This window comes from Pseudoduganella ginsengisoli (assembly GCF_009720865.1).
Taxonomy (GTDB): Bacteria; Pseudomonadota; Gammaproteobacteria; order Burkholderiales; family Burkholderiaceae_D; genus Rugamonas; species Rugamonas ginsengisoli.
Genome location: NZ_WNLA01000004.1, coordinates 160,072 through 180,686, shown reverse-complemented (window position 1 = coordinate 180,686; position 20,615 = coordinate 160,072). Strand labels below are relative to the sequence as shown.

The following is a 20,615-nucleotide window of genomic DNA, read 5'->3' as shown; positions in this document are numbered from 1 at the left end:
ACATTGTTTAGCGTTTGGGATACTTGATGGTCATTTCTTTCAGCACGTTATCCGCGTGGTCGACTTCCTTCATCACCCACAGCATATAGCGGATATCGAGGTGAATCGCGCGCGTGATGGCCGTGTCAAAGTACCAGTCCTTGGTGATGGATTCATACGTCGAATCGAAATTCAGGCCGATCAATTCTCCATGTTTGTTCATCACGGCCGAACCGGAATTGCCGCCCGTCGTATCGGCGCTGGACAGGAAATCCACCGGCACGGTGCCGAGCACCGGGTCCTTGAACTGGCCATAGCGTTTGGCTTTCACGGCTTCGATCAGTGCCTGCGGCGCCACGAACGGTTCTTTGCCCGTATGCTTTTCCACGATGCCTTCCACCGTCGTGAACGGGCCCTTGGTCACACCATCTTTCGGCGAGTAGGCGGACACCGTGCCATAGGTCACGCGCAGCGTGGAATTGGCGTCCGGATAAACCGGCTTGCCCTGCGACTTTTTCCACGCAATGACAGCGGCCATGTATTGCGGCACGATGCGCTCCAGGTTGCCGTCCACTTCCATGCGGCGCTCTTCCAGCGACATGCCCAGTGCATGCAGCTTCACGGCCAGCTTGACGAAGGCGTCATCGGACGCGGCCAGGGACGCGGCATCCCGGTCCATCAGCGCCACGCGCTGCGCCGTATCGCCGAGGAGCGATTGCTGGTACAGCGCCGCCACGCCGGCCTGCGATGGCAACAGCGCATCGAGCCCTTGCGGGCGGCTGGCCGCGTCCAGCTTCGCATAGCGCGCCAGCCCCGCCGCAAAGCGCGCCTGGTCGACTTTGGCGTCATACGACTGTTCCAGGCGCGTCATGCGGGCCTTGATGAAAGACATGTCGCGCAGCTGGTAGCCTGCCTTGCGGTCTTCATCGGGCTTTTGCTTTTCCAGCGCCAGGCGGTACAAGGTGCGGGCGCTCTTGAACAAATCGCTGTTGGTGGCGACCGTATACGCGAATTCCTCGTTCGACAGCGCCATGTCGGCGGCAATCGCGGCATCGAGTTCCGCCAGCATCGTGGCCGACTTGTTCGGCTGCTGCGCATACCATGCGCGGAATTGCGCATCCTGGCCATCCTTGATGGCTGCCAGGTCTTTGCGGGCAAAGCCATCGAGCAAGCCCTGGGTCTTCTTCATCTTGTTGTTGATGCCCTTGACCACGCTGGCGTAGCGCACCTCAGCCGCATCATCGCCTTTGGTCGCGGAAGCGATCGTATCCAGGTCGGCCTGGTATTCCGCCACCTGCAACGGATAGGCATGGTCGCGCGCATAGCGGATTTCCACCGGCAGCTTGTAGCGGCTGGTGCGGCCCGGATAACCGGCCAGCAGGATAGGATCGCCCGCCTTCAAGCCTTCGGCCGAGACGACGAGGAAGTCTTTCGATTGATACGGCACATTGTCCGGCGACGGGTCGGCCGGACGGCCATCCTTGCCCACATACGCGCGCAGGAACGAATAGTCGCCCGTGTGGCGCGGCCATTCATAGTTGTCGATGTCGCCGCCATAATTGCCGATCTTGTCCGATGGCGCGTACACGAGGCGCACGTCGCGGATCATCATCTGGCGGATACGGTAATACTCGGCGCCGCGGTGGAAGCTGGGCACGGAGCAGCGGTACATCTTGTCGGTTTCGCATTCCGCGATCAGCGCCTTGATGCGCTTTTGCGCTGCTTCATGGCGCTGGCGCCCCGACATCGCATCCAGCCCTTTCAAAACGCGGGCGCTGACGTCTTCCACCTTGTCCGTCACGTAGACGCGCAAGTTCGGGCCGCCCGGCAGTTCGGCGGCACGGGTCCTGGCCAGGAAGCCATTGGCAATGTAATTGTGCTCCGGCGTGGAATTGCGCTGGATTGCGTCGTATGCGCAGTGGTGGTTGGTGACCACCAGGCCGTCCGGCGACACGAACGATGCCGAGCAGCCATCCGTCGACACGATGGCGCTCATCGGGTGTTTCGACAGGTCGGCCAGTTTTTCTGCGGGGATGGCAATGCCGGTTTTCTTCAGTTCAGCCTTGAGCTGCAGCAGCTGGTGCGGCTGCCATTGCCCTTCGTCGGCGCGGGTAGCGCCCGACACGGCCAGCAGTGCGGCCGGAAGTACTAGCAATTTATACAATTGGGGTCTCCAGAGGGTGAAGCCCCGGCAGTATATCAGGCCCTTCCCTCACAAAGGCGGCGCTGCCGCAGCGGACGAAAACGGCATGCGGGCAATGAAACGGCATCCTTTTCCAGGCTTGTTCGCCTCCAGGATTAACTCTCCCCGCATGCCGGCCAGGCATTCCGCCACCATTTGCAAGCCATACGCATCGGGCTTGCCCCGCTGGCCGGCAGCGATGCCGATGCCATTGTCGGCAACGGACAACTCCACCCAATCCCCATCCGTCTTCAGCACCACTTCAACCAGTGTCGCATGGGCGTGGCGATGCACGTTTTCCAGCGCTTCCCGCAGTATCCGGTATAACGCCAGTTCGGCCGGCGGCGCAATGGCATTGCACGCGGCATCGTCCGGCACAGCCAATGTACAACCCAGCAAGGTCTCGCGGCGAAAACGCGCCGTCAGCCACTCCATCGCCGCCAGCAAGCCCAGTTCCAGGACAGGCGGATGCAGCTCGTTGATGAGGCCGCGCGCATTGCGGATCGCCACATCCACGTGGCTCAGCACCTGCTCGGTACGCTCATGCAAGCGGCCATGGGCGCCAGCCGTGCGGGACGCAAACATCGCCACATCGATACGCAAGGCCAGCAGGTTTTGCGCCAGCGCGTCATGAATGTCCTGCGCCAATTGTTCGCGCTCTTGCTCGCGTTTATGCATCAGGTGGCTGAACAGTTGCTGTTCCCGCCGCAATTCATCAGTAAGGTGATCAAAGCGCTGCTGCAATTCAATCAGCGCCACAGTCCGCGCGCCCAGCTGAACCTTGGCGGCCTCAAGCGCATGCCGCAACCACGTCACTTCGTCTTGGACACTTCTGTCTGATTCCGGAGCAATACCGCTTTCTGGCTGGCCTCGTAAATCTTCTGTCACTGCCCGCATGCCTATTCCCGCTTCGTTAAACCTGAGGAGGCGCCGCCGGCAGATGGGTCTCTACCGGGCAGCAAAGGTGGACATCGCGAATAGAATTATCCGCGCACCGGCATACAAAGGTGCGCACGATACTCGAACGCCATCGTCCGATGATACGAGCCGATACAAAAAGGGCAAGCACGGCCATGCGGCCTGCACCGGGCATCAAGGCATCAGGGCGCCGCCCGCCACCCGCCCCCCAGCGCCTGGACCAGCGCCACCGCCACACCCTGCCGGTCGGACTGCACCTGAAGCAATGCCCTGCGGGCGCTGAGCGCTGTCGCCTGCGCCTGCACGACTTCCGTATAGCTGACCTGGCCTGCACGGTAGCGGTTGACCATTTGCTGTTCCACCTGGTCTGCGGCAGCGGACGCGCTGGCGCGCAATGCCTGCTGCTGTTCCAGTATGCGGCTCGCGGCAAGCTGGTCTTCGACGTCGGCAAATGCCGCCAGCACGATCTGGCGGTAGCGGGCAACGGCCGCGTCGCGCGCGGCTTCCGCTCCCGCCACGCGGGCCCGGGTGGCGCCGGCATCAAACAAGGTTTGCGCCGCGGCCAATCCCAGCGACCACAGGCTGTGCGACGCACTGAACAGTCCCGCCGCCTGGCTGGCGCCAAACCCGTACGACGCGCTCAGCGTCAGGCTGGGGAAATATGCGCTGCGCGCGATGCCGGCCTGGGCATTTGCCGCCGCGACACGGCGTTCCGCTGCGGCAATATCTGGACGGCGCTGCAACAGCTCCGAAGGCACCCCGGGCGGTATGGCCGGCACAGGCGGCAAGCGCGGCACGACAGGCCCCACGGCCGCGGCCCCGCCTGCCTGCCCCGTATCCGCTGGCAGCGGCGCCAGCGCAAACGCCGCCGGCGCCTTGCCCAGCAGCACGGCAATGGCATGTTCCAGTTGCGCGCGTTGCCGCGCCGTCGTCAAGCGGTCGATACGGACATTGTCCAGCTGAGTCTGCGCTTGCAGGACGTCGGCATGCGTGCCGATCCCGGCAGCGAAGCGGTTGCCCGCAATCCGCAGCGATTGTTCATAGCCCGCCACCGTGGCGTCGAGCAGCGCGCCCTGTGCGTCAGCGGCACGCAGCGCGAAATAGCTGGCGGCCAGTTCGCCCTGCGCGGACAAGGCCGCGGCAGCGAGGTCGGCCGCCGACGCCTGCGCGCCGGCCTGCGCGCCGACGGTGGCGGCGCTCAGCTTGCCCCACACATCCGGTTCCCACGTGCCGCCGATATTGACGCGGTATTGCCCTGCCGCGCGCGTCGTCCCACCGCCGCCGCTGCGCGACGCGTTGGCGCCCAGGTCCACTTGTGGAAACATTTGCGCGCGCTGTTCCGCCACCAGTGCGCGGGCTTGCGCATACGCTGCCGCGGCAGCCGCCACATTCTGGTTCGAAACCGTCACGGTACGCATCAGCTCATCCAGCACGCGATCGCCAAACAAGGTCCACCACGGCCCCTTGTCCAGCGCATCGGCCGGCGCGGCAGGCGCCCAGCCTGGCGCTTCCTTGAATGCGGCGGGCGCCGTCACGGCAGGCGCCTGATAAGGTGGTGTCACGGCGCAGCCGCTCATCAGCAGTGCCGCCGCCACGGCGGCGGCGATGGGTTTGATGTCATGATTCATGGCGCAACCTCGGGATCGCCGCTTATGTGACGGCTCAAATGTGTTTCGGACTTGCCGGGCTTGCGCAGCTTGTCCATCAATATGTAGACCACCGGCGTGGTCAATAACGTCAGCATCTGGCTGGCGATCAGGCCACCGATAATCGCAACGCCCAGCGGACGCCGCAACTCCGACCCTTCGCCAAAACCAATGGCCAGCGGCAGCGCGCCCAGTACGGCAGCCAGTGTCGTCATCAAGATCGGGCGGAAGCGCAGCAAACAGGCTTCGCGCACGGCTTGCACGGCCGTCAGCCCCCGCGCCCGCTCCGCGTCCAGTGCGAAATCGATGATGAGGATGGCGTTCTTCTTCACGATACCGATCAGCAGGAATACGCCGATCAGCGCAATGATGGAAAACTCCATCTTGAACATCAGCAGCGCCAGCACGGCGCCCACGCCGGCCGATGGCAACGTCGACAGCACCGTTACCGGATGCACGAGGCTTTCGTACAGCATGCCCAGCACGATGTAAATGACGACGATCGCGGCCAGGATCAGCAAGGGCTGCTGCCGGTTCGATTCCTGCGCGCTGCGCGCCGTCCCCTGGAAACTGCCCCGCACATTATTCGGCATGCCGATCGTGTTTTCCGCTTCCCTGACGGCCTTTTGCGCTTCGCCAAGGCTCACGCCCTCCGGCAAATTGAACGACACGGTGGTCGCCAGCTCGCCATCCTGGTGGTTGACCGACGCGGGAGTCGAGCGCTCGGCAAATGTGGCCATGGCCGTCAGCGGCGCCATGGCTTTGACAGCCGTGCTGAGCGCGGAACCGGTCGACAGGTCGCGCGCCGCCGCCACATTATTGGCGCTGCTGTTGGCGCCGCCGCTGGCTGCCGTGCCTTTCACCGGCACATAAACATCCTTCAGCGCTTGCGGGCTTTGTGCGTAATCGGGCGCCGCTTCCAGCACGACTTTGTACTGGTTCAATTCATCGTAAATGGTCGCCACCTGGCGCTGGCCAAATGCGTTGTACAGCGCATTGTCCACGTCGCGCACGCCGATGCCCATGCGCGTCATCGTATCCTTGTCGATATCGACAAATGTTTCCACGCCATTTTCCGCCTGGTCCGTATCGACGTCCGTGAATTCCGGACGCTGTTTCATTTCATCGGCCAGCTTGGCGGCCCACGTTTTCAAATCCACGCGGTTATCGCTTTGCAGCGTGTACTGGTAAGTGGCATTGCTGGAACGCCCGCCCATGCGCAAGTCCTGTACGGGATTCAAAAACAGCGACACGCCCGTGACTTTTGCCAATTGCGGCCGCAGCCGGGCAATGACGGCCTGGCCGGAATCGCTGCGCTCCGGCGCCGGCTTCAAGTTGACGAACATGAAGCCGCCCCCGGCCCTGCCGCCGCCGGTAAAGCCGACCACCGTGGCCACGGCGGGATCGCTCTTGATGATATCGACCAGCTGTTTCAGCTTTTGCTGCATGGCCTGGAATGAAATGCTCTGGTCCGCGCGCAAGCCGCCATTGATCTGCCCCGTATCCTGTTGCGGGAAAAAGCCTTTCGGCGCGGCGGAAAACAGGTAGACGTTCAAGCCCACGACAAACACGAGGATCGCCATCACCAGCCAGCGCATCGACAGCGCCCAGTCCAGCGAATGTTCATAGCTGCGCAGCACCACGCCAAACGCGCGCTCAAACCAGCGCGCGAGACGCCCTGGCTGTTGCTGGACATGCTGCCCTGGTTTCAGCATCCACGCGCACATCATGGGCGTCGTGGTCAGCGAAATCACCAGCGAAATCAGCACGGCGGCCGACAGCGTCACGGCAAATTCGCGGAACAGCCGCCCCACCTGCCCGCCCATGAACAGCAGCGGAATAAACACGGCCACCAGCGACAGGCTGATCGACAACACGGTAAAACCCACTTCGCGCGCGCCCAGCAGCGCCGCCTTGAAGCGGTCCATGCCCCCTTCCACGTGGCGCGCCGTATTTTCCAGCACGACAATGGCGTCATCGACGACAAACCCGGTCGCCACCGTCAGCGCCATCAGGCTGAGGTTATTCAATGAAAAACCCAGCATGTACATGGCGCCAAAGGTCCCCAGCAATGACACGACGGTGGCCACGGCAGGAATCACGGTGGCGCGTGCGCTGCGCAAGAATGCGCTGACCACCAATACCACCAGCACGATGGAAATCAGCAGGGTCACTTCGATTTCATGCAGCGACGAACGGATGGAATTGGTGGAATCGGACGCCACCTGCAGCTTCACGTCCGGCGGCAATTGCGCCTGCAACTGCGGGATCAGCGCGCGCACGCCATCGACGGTTTCAATCACGTTGGCGCCCGGCTGGCGCGTCACCAGCACAATGACGGCGGGGTCGCCGTTGAACAGGCCCAGCGTATTGCGGTTTTCCTGGCCATCGGTGATGGTGGCCACGTCGCGCAGGCGGATGGCGGACTCTCCGCGCCAGGCGACAATGAGGTCGCGGTAATCGGCGGCCGTGGCGCGCTTGCCCGTGTCCGGCCCGGAATGCGTATAGATTTGCAGCCGCCGGCCTTCGTTTTCCAGCGCGCCTTTAGGGCGGTTCGCGTTGGCAGCCTGGATCGCGGCCCGCACGTCTTCCATCGCAAGGCCATAGCGGTTCAGCGCATATGGCAGCATTTCCACGCGCACGGCAGGCAGCGAACCGCCGCCGATTTCCACGTCGCCCACGCCCTGCACCTGCGCCAGCTTTTGCTGCACGACGTTGGCCACGGCTTCATAAATCTGTCCCGGTGACCGGGTGGGCGATGTCAGCGCCAGGATGATGACGGGGGCGTCCGAAGGATTGGCTTTGCGGTACGTGGGATTGCTGCGCAAGGTGGCGGGCAAATCCGCACGGGCCGCGTTAATGGCGGCCTGCACTTCGCGTGCGGCGGAATCGATCTTGCGGTTCAAGTCAAATTGCAGGCTGATACGCGTGGAACCATTGCCGGAATTCGACGTGATTTCATTGACGCCGGCAATCACGGCCAGCCGCCGTTCCAGCGGCGTCGCGACGCTGGACGCCATGGTGTCCGGACTGGCGCCCGGCAAATTCGCGCTGACGGAAATCGATGGGTAATCCACTTGCGGCAGCGGCGACACGGGCAGCGCGAAGAAAGCGGCAATGCCGGCCAGCGCCAGCCCGATGGTCAGCAAGACCGTGGCGATCGGCCGGCGGACGAAGGGTTCGGACAGGTTCATGCCGCCATCTCCCGTGCCCGTCCCCGCCACCGCTGCCCCAGCCGGTCGAACGCCAGGTAAATTACGGGCGTCGTGTACAAGGTCAGGATCTGGCTGACAATCAGCCCGCCGAATATCGCCAGACCCAGAGGACGGCGCAATTCCGCCCCTTCGCCCCAGCCAAACATCAGCGGCACGGCGGCAAACAGCGCCGCCAGCGTGGTCATCAGGATGGGCCGGAACCGCAGCAGCGCCGCCTGGTGGATGGCGTCACGCGGCGCTTTCTTTTCATCGCGCTCGGCTTCGATGGCAAAGTCGATCATCATGATGGCGTTTTTCTTCACGATGCCGATCAGCAGGATGATGCCGATAATGCCGATCACGCCAAGATCCTGTCCCGTCACCAGCAATGCCAGCAGCGCGCCCACGCCGGCCGACGGCAGCGTCGACAAGATCGTCAGCGGGTGGATATAGCTTTCGTACAGCACGCCCAGCACGATGTACACGCACACGACGGCAGCCAAAATCAGCCATAGCTGGTTGGTCAGCGACGCCTGGTATGCGCCGGAAGCGCCGAGGAACGTCAGCGTGACCGAGGGCGGCAAATTGATCTCTTGCGCCGCTTCCTTCACGGCTTCCACGGCCCGCCCCAGCGATACCCCCGGCGCCGTATCAAAGCCCAGCGTCGTGGCGGGGTATTGCGCCACGTGCGTAATTTGCAGCGGCGCCGGGCGCTCCGCCACGGTGGCCACGGCCGACAATGGCGCGGGCTTGCCGGAACCCGTGCGCAATTGCAGGTTGCCCAGCGATTCCGGCGTGGACAGCGCGCCCGGCTGCGCTTCCAGGATCACGCGGTACTGGTTGGTTTCCGTGAAAATCGTGGACACGATGCGCTGGCCAAACGCGGAATACAGCGCGTCGTCGATGGCCGCCGCCGTGATTTGCAGGCGCGACGCCGTATCGCGGTCGATCGTCACGTGCGCCGCCACACCCATGGCGCCCGCGTCGGATACCACGTTGCGCAACGGGTCCTTGTGCCGCATCTGCTCCGCCAGCCTGTTTGCCCAACGCGTCACCGTGGCGTTATCCACCCCTTCCAGCGAAACGCGGTATTGCGTGGGGCCGGATTCCGCATCGATGGTCAAGTCCTGCGTCGGCTGCAAATACGCCGTCACGCCCGGCACTTCCGCCGCGCGGCGGCGCAGCCGTTCCATGATCGCCTGCTGGTCTCCCCTGTCCCGTTTCAAGTTGACCAGCACGCGGCCTGTGTGCAGCATCGTATTGTTGGCGGCGTCAACGCCCGCCACGGAGCTGAGGCTTTCCACATCCGGGTCTTGCAGCATGGCTCGCGCGGCAGCCTGCTGCAATTGCGCCATGCGTTCATACGACACGGCTTGCGCGGTCTCGATGCGCACTTGCAGCTGGCCCGTATCCTGCGTGGGGAACAAGCCTTTCGGGATGGCGACGTACAGCACGACCGTCAATGCCAGCGTTGCCAGCGCCACCAGCAGCATCATGCGCTGCCGCTCCAGCACCCATTGCAGCGACGTGTCGTAGCGTGCAATCACCTTGTCGAAAAAGCGCTGGATGGCATCGCCCATTTTTGAACCGGTTTCACCATGCGCATGGCTTGCCAGCCAGCGGCCCGCCATCATCGGCACCAATGTCAGCGACACGACAGCGGAAATCAAAATCGTGATGGCCAGGGTCACGGCAAATTCCCGGAACAGCCGCCCCACGACGTCGCCCATGAACAGCAGCGGAATCAGCACGGCGATCAGCGACACCGTCAGCGAAATAATCGTGAAGCCGATCTGCGTGGCGCCTTTTAGTGCGGCCTCCATCGGCGATTCGCCTTCTTCGATATAGCGCGAAATATTTTCAATCATGACGATGGCGTCGTCGACGACAAACCCCGTGGCGATCGTCAGCGCCATCAGGCTCAGGTTATTCAGGCTGTAGCCCAGCAAGTACATGACGCCGAACGTACCGACCAGTGAAATCGGCACGGCCAGGCTGGCAATGACGGTGGCGCGCAGGCTGTGCAGGAAGGCAAAAATCACCAGCACCACCAGCACGACGGCCAGCACCAGTTCCATTTCCACGTGTTCGACGGAAGCGCGGATGCCGTTGGTACGGTCGCTCAGCACGTCGACCTTCAATGCGCCGGGCAAGCCGGCCTGCAATTCCGGCAAGCGTTCGCGGATCGCATCAACGGTGGCGATCACGTTGGCGCCCGGCTGGCGCCGTACTTCGACGATGATGGCCGGGGTCAAGGCGCCCCTGGCGCCGGACCACGCGCCCAGCCGCACATTTTCCGCGCTATCGGCGACGCGCGCCACATCTTGCAGGCGCACCGGCGCTCCATTGCGCCAGGCAACAATCAATTGCCTGTAATCGGTGGCTGTCAATAACTGGTCATTGGCGTTGATGGTGAACGAACGCGTGGGGCCGTCAAAGCTGCCCTTCGCACTGTTGGCGTTGGCCGATGTGATCGCAGTCCGCAACGTGTCCAGGCCCAGGCCGTACGACGCCAGCGCCTGCGTATCGGCCTGGATGCGGACGGCGGGACGCTGTCCGCCGCTCAGGGTGACCTGGCCCACGCCGGACACTTGTGAAATCTTCAATGCCAGCCGCGTGTTGACGATGTTTTGCACTTCCGTCAGCGGCATCTGGCTGGATGTGACGGCCAGCGTCATGACGGGCGCGTCGGCCGGATTCACCTTGGCGTAGACCGGCGGCGCCGGCAGATCCGTCGGCAGCAGCGAGCCGCCTGCATTGATCGCGGCCTGCACTTCCTGTTCCGCCACGTCCAGCGTCTGGCCCAGTGCAAATTGCAGCGTGATGATGGACACGCCTGCCGCGCTGGTGGAACTCATGCGCTGCAAGCCCGCCATTTGGCCAAACTGGCGTTCCAGCGGCGCCGTCACGGTTTGCCCCATCACTTCGGGGCTCGCCCCCGGATATAGCGTCTGCACCTGGATTGTGGGGAAATCCACTTGCGGCAGCGCCGACAGCGGCAAGAACTTAAAGCCCACCAGCCCGGCCAGCACGATGGCCAGCATCAGCAGCGACGTGGCTACCGGGCGCTGGATAAACGGGCGGGACGGACTCATGGCGCCGATCCCGCAGGTGCACTGGCCTGATCGCGGCGGTGGCGGTGCTGGCCGCCTTCACGCTTGCCATCGCCGCCCTGCGGCGGCCTGTCGCCGGGCAGCATCACCCTGGCGCCATCCTTCAACCGGTCCGCGCCTTCCGTAATCACCTGTTCACCCGCCTTCAGGCCCGTGACAATCTGCACCTTGTCCGCCGTCGCCTGTCCGCGCGTGACGGCGCGCTGCGACACCGTGCGGTCCTGCTTGAGCACATACACAAAGTCGCCGTTGCCGCCGTGGCGCAACGCCGTCACCGGCACCATGACGGCATCCTTGATGGTGCGCAGTTGCAGCCGCACGTTGACGAACTGGCTGGGGAACAGGGTATTGTTTGCGTTGGCAAAGCGCGCCTTGGCCTTGACCGTGCCGGTCTGCGTATCGACCTGGTTGTCCAGCGCGGCAAAGGCGCCCCGCTCCAGCTCCTGCGTGCGGGTGCGGTCGTAGGCGACAGCCACCAGCCTGTCACCGGCATTGGCGCCCGCCATCACATCCGGCACGCGGTCTTGCGGAATTGCGAATTCCACATCGATGGGCGCCAGTTGCGTGATGACGGCAATGCCGTTGGCGTCACCCGTACTGACCAGATTACCCACGTCCACCACGCGCAAGCCAACCCGGCCACCAATGGGCGCCACGACCTTCGTATAGCCGAGGTTCAGCCGCGCCGTGCCTTCGCTGGCCTTGTCCGTCATGACCGTCCCTTCCAGCTGTTTGACCAGCGCCGCCTGCGTATCGACATCTTGCCGCGCAATGGAATCCTGCGCCAGCAGCGTGCGGTAGCGCTCCAGCGTCAGGCGGGCGTTTTCCAGCTGCGCTTCATCGCGCTGGCGTTGGCCTGTAGCCTGCATCAGCGCCATGTCAAACTGGCGCGCATCGATCTGCGCCAGCACTTGCCCGGCCTTCACCATCTGGCCTTCCTTGAACAGCACTTTTTGCAGGATGCCGGACACTTGCGGGCGCACCGTCGTCGTGGCTGCCGCCGTCACGGTACCCAGCGCATCGAGCGACACGGGAATATCGGCAAGTTCCGCGGTGGCAACACCTACCGTGGTGGCGCCGCCGCCCCTGCGGCCCCCTCCCGGGCCGCCAGGACCGCCGGGCGCGCCCGCTGCCGGCTTGTCGCCTGCCGCGGGATGGGTCAAGTGCCAGGCCAGCGCGCCCAATCCCGCCATGGCGGCAACGGCGATCAGGGCGCCGATGATGGCGGAACGGCGGCTGCGCCGGGGCTGTGCTGCGGGTGGAGTGGCTGGTGTCGGTGCTGGCATGGTCGTTTCCCAATGGATCGAGAGGATCATGAGTGGACACTAGCACAGGGTAATTTTTGCAATGCTTCTGGCGGAAACAATCGGACGCCGGGAGCACGATAGAAGGCCCCTTCAGGCGCGCAGCCCGCCCCCTCTGATGGCCATGCTGCGCTGCACTGCAAGGGGCTTGCGGTCGTTACCGCCTTTCACAGTTTGATACAAAGGCGCTACAAAACCCTATAAGGCGGACACCCTCGCCCCGTACAATCAGCAACATGAGCGAACATATCCTGATTATTGAAGACGATCCGCGGCTGTGCGACATGCTGTCGGAATACCTGGCCAAGTCCGGCTACACGGTCACCACGCACATGCGCGGCAAGGCCGGACTGGCCTGGCTGGCGGAAAACCGCGCCGACGCCGTCATCCTCGACCTGATGCTGCCCGATATGGATGGCCTGGAAATTTGCCGCCAGCTGCGCGCGTCGTCCGCCGTGCCGGTGCTGATGCTGACGGCGCGGGGCGACGCCATCGACCGCATCATCGGCCTGGAACTGGGCGCCGACGATTATTTGCCGAAGCCGTTCGAGCCGCGCGAATTGCTGGCGCGCCTGCGCGCCGTGCTGCGCCGGGGCGGCGAAGCGCCCCGCGCGTCAAAAGAAGTGCTGCGCTTCGGCCGCCTGGAAATCGAACCGATCGCCTATGCGGCGCGGCTGGACGGCAAGCTGTGCGACTTGACGGCATGCCAGTTCGATTTGCTGTTGCTGCTGTCCCGTAATGCGGGCCGCGTGATGTCGCGTGAAGCGCTGATGGACGCCACGTCCGGCAGCCAGAGCGACGTGTTTGACCGTTCCATCGACGTGCACATGTCGCGTTTGCGCGCCGCCATTGAAGACGATCCGAAACACCCGCGCCGCATCATCACGGTGCGCGGCGCCGGCTATGTGTTCGCCAAGGACCAGGATTGACGGAGCTCGCAATGCCACGGCTGTATTTCAGGTTTTATATCGCGCTGCTGGCCAGCCTCGCGCTGTTCACGGCAGCGGCGGCGCTGCTGTGGCACTACGCCGGCCCGTTCGAACCATCCGACCGCGCACTGGGCCTGTTGCTGCGCAATACGCTGCCGCCGGTGACGGCGCCCGCCGCCGAACAGCAGGCCGCGCTGACGCGCCTGACGAAGGACATCAAGGCCGACATCACGCTGTACAGCCGCGAAGGCGAACGCCTGGCCTACGTGGGCGAGCCGCTGCCCCGTCCCACGCGCGGCATGTGGCGCGAGCGGCGCATGATGCTGGAACATGGCTCCGGCTCAGCGGGATCCGCGTCCATCGCGGACGAACACGAACGCATGATGGCGCGCCATTTTGACCGCGACGAAGACGGCCATCTGCGCCCGCGCCGCTTCTTCATGCGGCTTGACGACGGCCGCCTGGTGGTGTCGTCAACACCACTGCGTCCCGTGCCGCCGCGCTACCGCCTGCACTACATGCTGATTGCACTGGCCATCATTATTGCCATCGGCGCGTATCCCGTGGTGCGCCGCCTGACGCGGCGCCTGGAACGCCTGCAGCGCGGCGTGGAATCGCTGGGCGAAGGCAAGCTGTCAGCCCGCGTGAAAGTGGAAGGCAATGATGAAGTGGCGCTGCTGGCGGCAAGTTTCAACCGTTCGGCCGACCAGATTGAAGCGCTGGTGGGCGCCCATAAAACCCTGCTGGCCAACGCATCGCACGAATTGCGCACGCCGCTGGCCCGCATCCGCCTGGCGCTGGAACTGTCGAGGGACAGTGTCGACGAAAAGCGCCGCGCGGGGCTGGAACAGGATATTGCGGAACTGGACCAGCTGATCGATGAAATCCTGCTGGCCAGCCGCCTCGACATGGCGGACGTGGCGCACGACAAAGGCGGCGCGCATTCGGAACGGGAACAACTGGACGTGCTGGCGCTGGCGGCGGAAGAATGCGCACGCTATGACGAAGCGGAACTGGAAGGCGAATCCGCCGTGGTTCACGGCGAAGCGCGCCTGCTGCGCCGCCTGCTGCGCAATTTACTGGAAAACGCCCGCCGCCACGGCGCCCCGCCGACGAAAATGCACGTGCGCTGCGCGGGCAATCTGGCGGAAATCACCGTGCAGGATGCTGGGCCCGGCGTGCCCCCTGCGGACCAGGACCGCATCTTCGAACCGTTTTACCGCAGCGGCAATGCGCGCGACAGCACAGGCACGGGACTGGGCTTGGCGCTGGTGCGGCAAATCGCGCGCCGCCACGGCGGCGACGTACGCTGCGAACAGGTGCGGGGCGGCGCCAGCCGCTTCGTGGTGACGTTGCCGCTGGGATGACCGGCCCACGCAATAGCTGTCCGTTTCCGGACACTGTACCGCATGGAACCGTGCGCTATCGGACAACCCGGCATGACTGGCGCACGTTTCCAGATATGGCACGCGTCTTGCGATAGCGGTGGTATTCTTCACCACCGCTGCTTTTTCCATGAATCGAACCTTTTCCAGCCTGGTACAGGATTTCCGCGTCGGCTTGCGGCTGCTGGCGCGCGAACCCGCGTATGCACTGACCGCCGTTGCCGGCCTGGGCATCGGCCTGGCCGTATGCCTGCTGTTGCTGGGCTTTGTCCGCTATTCGTGGCAATACAATGCGCACGTCCCCGATGCGCAGCGGGTCTACGTCGTCAAACAGCGCCACAATGCCGATCCCGGCGCGCCATGGTATGACCAGGTCCCCGCCATGCTGTCGCGCGCCGCGCCGCAGGTGGCCGGCGTCGAGCAGGCTGCCGGCTACCTGACGTGGGCGCCGCTGGCCATCAAGCGCGGCAGCCGCCCGGTCGCGGTGGCCGGACTCGCTGTTACGCCGGGCTTCGAGCGCATGCTGGGCCTGCAGGCAGTCAGCGGCGATATCAGCGCGGCACTGGCCAGGCCGGACGGGCTGGTGTTGACGGAAGCATCCGCGCTGCGCCTGTTCGGCACCACGGATGTGCTGAACCGCGTCGTGCCGGTCAGCACCGCGAACAGCCACAAGGCGGCGCTGCGCATCAGCGCCGTGGTGCGCACGCCGCCTGCCAACTCCACCATGCCATTTGAAGCGCTGCATGGCCTAGGTTCCGCCATCATGCCGCCCGATATCCGCGGTGAAGCGCAAACGGGCGCGCAAGGCTGGTGGGGCTATGTGCTGGTCAAACTGGCGCCCGGCGCATCGCCAGCCAATGTGGCGGCCGGGCTGCAGCGGGCGCTGGACCAGGCGCCGTTCATGCAAACGCTGCCGCCCGGTACGCGCGAGGCGCTGGGCACGCGCAAAGCCATGGAAGTGCATCTGGCGCCATTGACGGACGCGTATTTCGACCACGACGTGTCGGCCAACTTCCTGTCGATGCGCATCGAGCGGGGCGACAAGGACGTGGTGGGCGGCCTGGCCGCCGTGGCGCTGCTGGTCCTGGCGCTGGCCGCCATCAATTACGCCAACCTGGCCACGATCCGCGTGATCCGGCGCCGCCGGGAAATCGGCTTGCGCAAGGTGCTGGGCGCGGGACTGGGGCGCCTGGCGCTGCAATTTACTGCCGAAGCCATGGCCGTGTCGATGCTGGCTACGCTGCTGGCCGTGCTGCTGGCGTGGCTGGCGCTGCCCCTGTTCGGGGCCGCCATGAACCGTGATTTGTCCGGCATCCTGTGCGCACAAAACGTGGCTGCCGCACTGCTGATTGGCGTGGCGCTGGGTCTGGTGACGGCGGCTTACCCCGCATGGGCCGCGTTCCGCGTACGCCCTGCACAGGCACTGGCAGGCCGCCCCGATGCGGAAGCGCCGGGCGGCGCGCGGCTGCGCAAGGGGCTCGCCATGCTGCAGGTGGCGGCAGCTATGGCGCTGGCCAGCTATGCGATTGCCGTCGGCTGGCAAACGCGCTACGCCATCCATTCGTCGCCGGGATTCGATCCCCGGCCATTGCTCGTGTTTGAATTGCCGGAACCGCACAATGCACAATCCAGTCCGGAAGCGCGCAGCCTGATGCAGGCGCTGGCGCGCGACGCCGCGATTGCTGGATTGGCTGTCTCCAATGAGCCGGTGGGCGCCGGCCGCAACCAGCAGCATACGGCGCTGCGCGGCGCCGCCAGCGTTGCCGAAGTGGCAACCGATATCCAGTCCGTCAGCACGGACTTCTTCACCGTCCATGGCATCGCGCCCGTCAGCGGCCGCCTGTTTGCATCGCGCTCGGACCGCGAAGACGATGCGGAACCGCTGGTGGTCAACCAGCTGGCCGCGCGCCGATTGGGATTTGCCCATCCAGACCAGGCCATCGGGCAATCCGTGCAATTCAGCGATCACGGTCAATGGCGCAGCAAGCGCATCGTCGGCGTGGCGCAAGACGTGCGTTTCCAGTCGATGAAAACCGCGCCCCGGCCGGCCGCCTATGCATTGAGCACGGCGGGCTCGGTCCTGACGGTGCGCGCAGCCGCCTCGCCCGCCGCGGCCGAGCAGGCGATCGCCGGCGCATGGCAGCGCTACTTTCCTGATGCGCCGCTGGACGTGCGCAGCGCACAGGATATTTACGCGTCCGGCTACGCGGACGACTTGCGCCTCGCGGGCTTGCTGGCCGGGACCACGGCGGTCGCGCTGATGCTGGCGGCCAGCGGCGCCTATGTGCTGGCGGCCGACGCGATCCGCCGCCGCACGAAGGAAATCGCGCTGCGCAAATTGCATGGCGGGCGCGGGCGCGATATCGGCAAGCTGGTAGCCCGGGAACTTGCAGCGCTGGTGGCGCTGCCTGCCATGGCAGGATTGCCGGTGGCGGCAGTGGCGATCGAGCGCTATCTGTCGGCGTACGTCGAGCGCGCACCGATCGGGTGGTGGCCTCTGGCGTGGGCGCTGGCATTGGGCGCTGTCACGGCTTGCCTTGCCGGCGCACGCCACGCGTGGCGGGCAATACGCTTGCAACCCGCCACCGCATTACAGGCTTAACCCGCCGCGAAATCGCGCAGTGCGGCGCCGTGCATACGGTACCGCACCCACTCGTCTTGCGGCAAGGCGCCGATCGACAGGTAAAAGTCGATCGCCGGCTGGTTCCAGTCCAGCACACTCCACTCGAAGCGGCCGCAGCCCTCTTCCACTGCAATGGCCGCCAGATGGCGCAGCAAGGCTTTGCCTGCGCCTTTGCCCCGGCTGGCCGGCGACACGTACAAGTCTTCCAGGTAGAGCCCCTTCTTCGCCTGCCACGTCGAATAATTGAAGAAATACACGGCAAAGCCCACAGCCTCGCCATCCACTTCGCAAATCAGTGCACGGGCCGGGGCGCCTGGACCGAACAGGCTGGTGCCGATGGTGTCAACAGTGGCGGCCACCTGGTCGCCTGCCTTTTCATAGACTGCCAGCTCGATGATGAAGCGCAGGATCAGTTCGGAATCGGCAATGGTGGCGGGACGGATATGAAGGGTCATGGCGAATCTCAACGAAGGAAAAACGCCATGCTACGCCACGCAGTAAAATGCATGAAGTGCATTTATTTCACAAAGTATTGAACACCATGCATCCTATTCTGCGCCGCCTGGACTTGAACCTGCTCCCCGTCTTCGATGCGCTGCTGCGCCAGCGCTCCGTGACGGCTGCCGCCAGCGAACTGGCCATGAGCCCATCCGCGCTGAGCCACGCGCTGTCGCGCCTGCGCGAATCGCTGTCCGATGAATTATTTGTCCGCATTGGCAATACCATGCAGCCCACAGCTTATGCGGAAGGTTTGGCCGCGCCCGTGGCCACTGCCCTGGAAGCACTGGCGCTGGGGCTGGGTGAAGCACGGGGCTTCGATCCCGCCACCAGCGAGCGCACCTTTGTGCTGGCCGCGACGGATTACACAGCGTTTGCCGTGCTGCCGCCGTTGATGAAACGCTTGCAGCAGGCGGCGCCCCGCTTGCGCTGCAAAGTCATCTATTCCAGCGGCCGCGCATCCAGCGAAGAACTGGCGGCGGGCCGCATCGACTTTGGCATCGGCTATGAAGAAGATCCGATTACGCCGGCGCCCGGCATAGAAAGCTTCGACTGGCTCAGCGACGACTACGTGGTGATTGCCGCGCAAAACCACCCGGCCATCCGGGGCGCCATCACGATGGAGCAATATCTGGCGGCACGCCATGCCGTCGTCACGCCGTGGAATGAGTCGTCCGGCTATATCGACAAGGTGCTGGAAAAGATGGGATGCCAGCGCGACGTGGCGCTGTATTTGCCGTCCGTGCTGGCGGCGCCGTTCGTGATCGGCGGATCGGAACTGGTGATGACGGTGCCGCGCCAGGCGGCGCTGGCGCTGCGGGAAACGGCGGCCATCCGCATTTATGCTGCGCCGTTTGCCATTCCCCGCTATACGGTCAAGGTGTATGGGCACGTCCGGCACAGCCGGACCGCTGCCCACCTTTGGATGAAGAACGTGCTTATGGCGATTCGCACAGGCAGTGCGTGATGGCCGCGAATGGCTTGTGCTGGACCGAGACTTCATTCAGCCAGCTCAATTCCTTCGCGGTTTCCGCCGCCGCGCCCATCGGCAAACCGGTCGGCGCAATCGACGCCTTGACGAACGGCGCCAGCGTATCGGCAACGGCGTGCGTCACGGAGCCGCCAAACAATTCCAGCAGCTTGTCGAACTTCGACGATTCACGCTCGATGTACACGATGCGGTGATCCGGGCCCAGCTTCGCGCGCTCGGCTGCGGTCTTCAGCGCGTCCTGGTACGTACCCAGGCGGTCCACCAGGCCGCGCTCTTTGGCTTGCGCGCCAGTCCACACACGGCCCTGCGCCACTTCATCGATTTTCTCCGGCGTGGTCTTGCGTGCAGCCGCCGCGCGGGCCGTAAAGTCGCTATAGATATGATTGACGCTGGTCTGGATCAACTGCTTGAAGCGCGGATCCATCGGGCGCAGCGGGTTGTATGCGCCAGCCAGCCACGTGGTGGTCACGCCGCCCGTGTGGATGCCCAGCTTGTCGCCGACTTTTTCCGCCGTCGGCAAGATGGCGAACACGCCGATCGAACCGGTGACGGTATTCGGCTCGGCAATGACTTCATCGGCCGACATGGAAATCCAGTAGCCGCCCGACGCCGCCACGTTACCCATCGAAACAATGACCGGCTTGCCCGCCGCGCGGGTCAGTTCCAGTTCGCGGCGGATCTGTTCCGAAGCAAAGGCGCTGCCGCCCGGCGAGTCAATGCGCAGCACGACCGCCTTGATGTTCTTGTCTTCACGCGCGGCGCGGATCAGGTTCGACGTGGACAGGCCGCCGATTTGTCCCGGAGGCGCCATGCCGTCGCTGATTTCACCGACCGCCATCACGACGCCGACGGCATCGCCCATGATTTTCGGACGGTTGCGGGCCAGGTATTCGTCAAAGCCCACCTGGCGGAACGATTTGCCTTGCGCATCCTTGGCGCCACGGTCGATCATCATCTGGCGGATTTCGTCGCGGGTTTTCAAGCCATCGACGAACTTGTTCTCTTGCGAGAATTTACCCATATCACCGCCCGCCTTTTCAAACAGCGCAGGCAAATCATCGATGATTTTCATAACCTGGCCTTGCGGCAGCTTGCGCGATTTTTCCACTTCATCCGTGTAGTTGGCCCACAGTGCATTTTGCAGATACGCTTCCGCTTCTTGCGCGGCCGGCGACGGACCATTGGCGATATAGGGTTCGGCAAAGCTCTTGTACGTGCCGACTTTCATCAGGTTGACGGTAATGCCGATCTTGTCCAGCGCATCGCGGTAGTAATTGCGGTGGCGGCCAAAGCCTTCCAGCATCACGCCGCCCATCGGGTGCACATACACTTCGTTCGCATGCGCGGCCACCAGGTATTGGCGCTGGCTATAGTTGTTACCCCATGCGACGACTTTCTTGCCGGACGCCTTGAAGCGTTCCACCGCGCGCGCCACTTCGCGCAAGCTGGCCTGGCCGCCGCCATCCATGTCGTCCAGCAGCAGCAAGGCGCCGCCCACGTTTGGATCCTTGGCTGCCGCGTCCAGCACCGTCAGCACATCGCGCAGCACGACGGTGCGGTGCGCCTCGCTGCCCGTCAGGTTGGCTTTCAGCGCGTCGCGCACGCTGCTGGGCGACTGTTCCACCAGCTCGCCCTTCAAATCCAGCACCAGCGTGGTTTTTTCACTGAGCGGCTTGGGGCCGCCAAAGATGATGGCCCACGCCAGCGCCAGCAGCACGATCAGGAAAATCAAATTGAAAATGGCCCTGCGGCCCGCATCCAGTGCGCGCCAGGCAAAGCCAAAGCCGCGGCGCACATAGGAAAAGATGGATCGTGACATCATGACTCCTTGTTGAAATTTAATTTCTGGCAAC

At 64.2% G+C, this 20,615-nt stretch carries 12 protein-coding genes; 4 read left to right on the top strand and 8 right to left on the bottom strand.

The features are described from left to right. Nucleotides 1-7: 7 nt before the first annotated feature. The 6 genes from GM668_RS09150 to GM668_RS09125 all read right to left on the bottom strand — a co-directional run bounded on the left by GM668_RS09150 (nucleotide 8) and on the right by GM668_RS09125 (nucleotide 12,318). A complete protein-coding gene (locus tag GM668_RS09150; RefSeq protein ID WP_155438646.1) occupies nucleotides 8-2,143 on the bottom strand; it encodes a S46 family peptidase in 2,136 nt (711 codons plus the stop codon). Between the two features lie 48 nt (nucleotides 2,144-2,191). Next, nucleotides 2,192-2,977 carry a sensor histidine kinase gene (locus tag GM668_RS09145; protein WP_170305561.1) on the bottom strand — a complete coding sequence of 262 codons (786 nt, stop codon included), beginning with the start codon at nucleotides 2,975-2,977 and terminating at the stop codon, nucleotides 2,192-2,194. Nucleotides 2,978-3,261: 284 nt separating this feature from the next. Continuing rightward, nucleotides 3,262-4,707, bottom strand: coding sequence for an efflux transporter outer membrane subunit (locus GM668_RS09140; protein ID WP_155438644.1), 1,446 nt, complete (start codon nucleotides 4,705-4,707; stop codon nucleotides 3,262-3,264). Next, nucleotides 4,704-7,919 carry an efflux RND transporter permease subunit gene (locus GM668_RS09135; protein ID WP_155438643.1) on the bottom strand — a complete coding sequence of 1,072 codons (3,216 nt, stop codon included), beginning with the start codon at nucleotides 7,917-7,919 and terminating at the stop codon, nucleotides 4,704-4,706. Before GM668_RS09135 ends, GM668_RS09140 begins: the two co-directional genes overlap by 4 nt. Next, the gene (locus tag GM668_RS09130; protein WP_155438642.1) at nucleotides 7,916-11,014 is read right to left on the bottom strand and encodes an efflux RND transporter permease subunit; all 3,099 of its coding nucleotides are present in this window, start codon (nucleotides 11,012-11,014) and stop codon (nucleotides 7,916-7,918) included. Before GM668_RS09130 ends, GM668_RS09135 begins: the two co-directional genes overlap by 4 nt. After that, nucleotides 11,011-12,318: an efflux RND transporter periplasmic adaptor subunit gene (locus tag GM668_RS09125; RefSeq protein WP_155438641.1), complete on the bottom strand. Its 1,308-nt coding sequence runs from the start codon at nucleotides 12,316-12,318 to the stop codon at nucleotides 11,011-11,013. Before GM668_RS09125 ends, GM668_RS09130 begins: the two co-directional genes overlap by 4 nt. A 254-nt stretch (nucleotides 12,319-12,572) precedes the next feature. Here GM668_RS09125 and GM668_RS09120 point away from each other — a divergent pair, with 254 nt between their 5' ends. The 3 genes from GM668_RS09120 (at nucleotide 12,573) to GM668_RS09110 (ending at nucleotide 17,252) form a co-directional block, all read left to right on the top strand. Then, nucleotides 12,573-13,265, top strand: coding sequence for a response regulator (locus tag GM668_RS09120; protein ID WP_155438640.1), 693 nt, complete (start codon nucleotides 12,573-12,575; stop codon nucleotides 13,263-13,265). Between the two features lie 11 nt (nucleotides 13,266-13,276). Continuing rightward, nucleotides 13,277-14,632, top strand: a complete 1,356-nt coding sequence (locus GM668_RS09115; protein WP_155438639.1) for a sensor histidine kinase — start codon at nucleotides 13,277-13,279, stop codon at nucleotides 14,630-14,632. Nucleotides 14,633-14,780: 148 nt separating this feature from the next. Beyond that, the gene (locus GM668_RS09110; protein ID WP_155438638.1) at nucleotides 14,781-17,252 is read left to right on the top strand and encodes an ABC transporter permease; all 2,472 of its coding nucleotides are present in this window, start codon (nucleotides 14,781-14,783) and stop codon (nucleotides 17,250-17,252) included. Here GM668_RS09110 and GM668_RS09105 read toward each other — a convergent pair. Continuing rightward, nucleotides 17,249-17,728 (bottom strand): GNAT family N-acetyltransferase, encoded by a 480-nt coding sequence (locus GM668_RS09105; RefSeq protein WP_155438637.1) that lies wholly within the window; start codon nucleotides 17,726-17,728, stop codon nucleotides 17,249-17,251. The genes GM668_RS09110 and GM668_RS09105 overlap by 4 nt on opposite strands. A gap of 47 nt (nucleotides 17,729-17,775) precedes the next feature. On the opposite strand from GM668_RS09105, the gene GM668_RS09100 reads away from it, so the two are divergent. Then, entirely contained in the window at nucleotides 17,776-18,738 is a 963-nt protein-coding gene (locus GM668_RS09100; protein WP_155438636.1) for a LysR family transcriptional regulator, read from the top strand. Here the strand turns inward: GM668_RS09100 and sppA are convergent. Further along, nucleotides 18,710-20,581, bottom strand: a complete 1,872-nt coding sequence (gene sppA, locus GM668_RS09095; protein ID WP_155438809.1) for a signal peptide peptidase SppA — start codon at nucleotides 20,579-20,581, stop codon at nucleotides 18,710-18,712. The genes GM668_RS09100 and sppA overlap by 29 nt on opposite strands. Between the last annotated feature and the right edge of the window lie 34 nt (nucleotides 20,582-20,615).

Excerpts from the sequence above, each read along its gene's own strand:
- GM668_RS09105 (WP_155438637.1), bottom strand. The coding sequence starts at position 17,728 with ATGACCCTTCATATCCGTCCCGCCACCATTGCCGATTCCGAACTGATC.
- GM668_RS09110 (WP_155438638.1), top strand. The coding sequence starts at position 14,781 with ATGAATCGAACCTTTTCCAGCCTGGTACAGGATTTCCGCGTCGGCTTG.
- GM668_RS09140 (WP_155438644.1), bottom strand. The coding sequence starts at position 4,707 with ATGAATCATGACATCAAACCCATCGCCGCCGCCGTGGCGGCGGCACTG.
- GM668_RS09135 (WP_155438643.1), bottom strand. The coding sequence starts at position 7,919 with ATGAACCTGTCCGAACCCTTCGTCCGCCGGCCGATCGCCACGGTCTTG.
- sppA (WP_155438809.1), bottom strand. The coding sequence starts at position 20,581 with ATGTCACGATCCATCTTTTCCTATGTGCGCCGCGGCTTTGGCTTTGCC.
- GM668_RS09115 (WP_155438639.1), top strand. The coding sequence starts at position 13,277 with ATGCCACGGCTGTATTTCAGGTTTTATATCGCGCTGCTGGCCAGCCTC.
- GM668_RS09120 (WP_155438640.1), top strand. The coding sequence starts at position 12,573 with ATGAGCGAACATATCCTGATTATTGAAGACGATCCGCGGCTGTGCGAC.
- GM668_RS09125 (WP_155438641.1), bottom strand. The coding sequence starts at position 12,318 with ATGCCAGCACCGACACCAGCCACTCCACCCGCAGCACAGCCCCGGCGC.
- GM668_RS09100 (WP_155438636.1), top strand. The coding sequence starts at position 17,776 with ATGCATGAAGTGCATTTATTTCACAAAGTATTGAACACCATGCATCCT.
- GM668_RS09130 (WP_155438642.1), bottom strand. The coding sequence starts at position 11,014 with ATGAGTCCGTCCCGCCCGTTTATCCAGCGCCCGGTAGCCACGTCGCTG.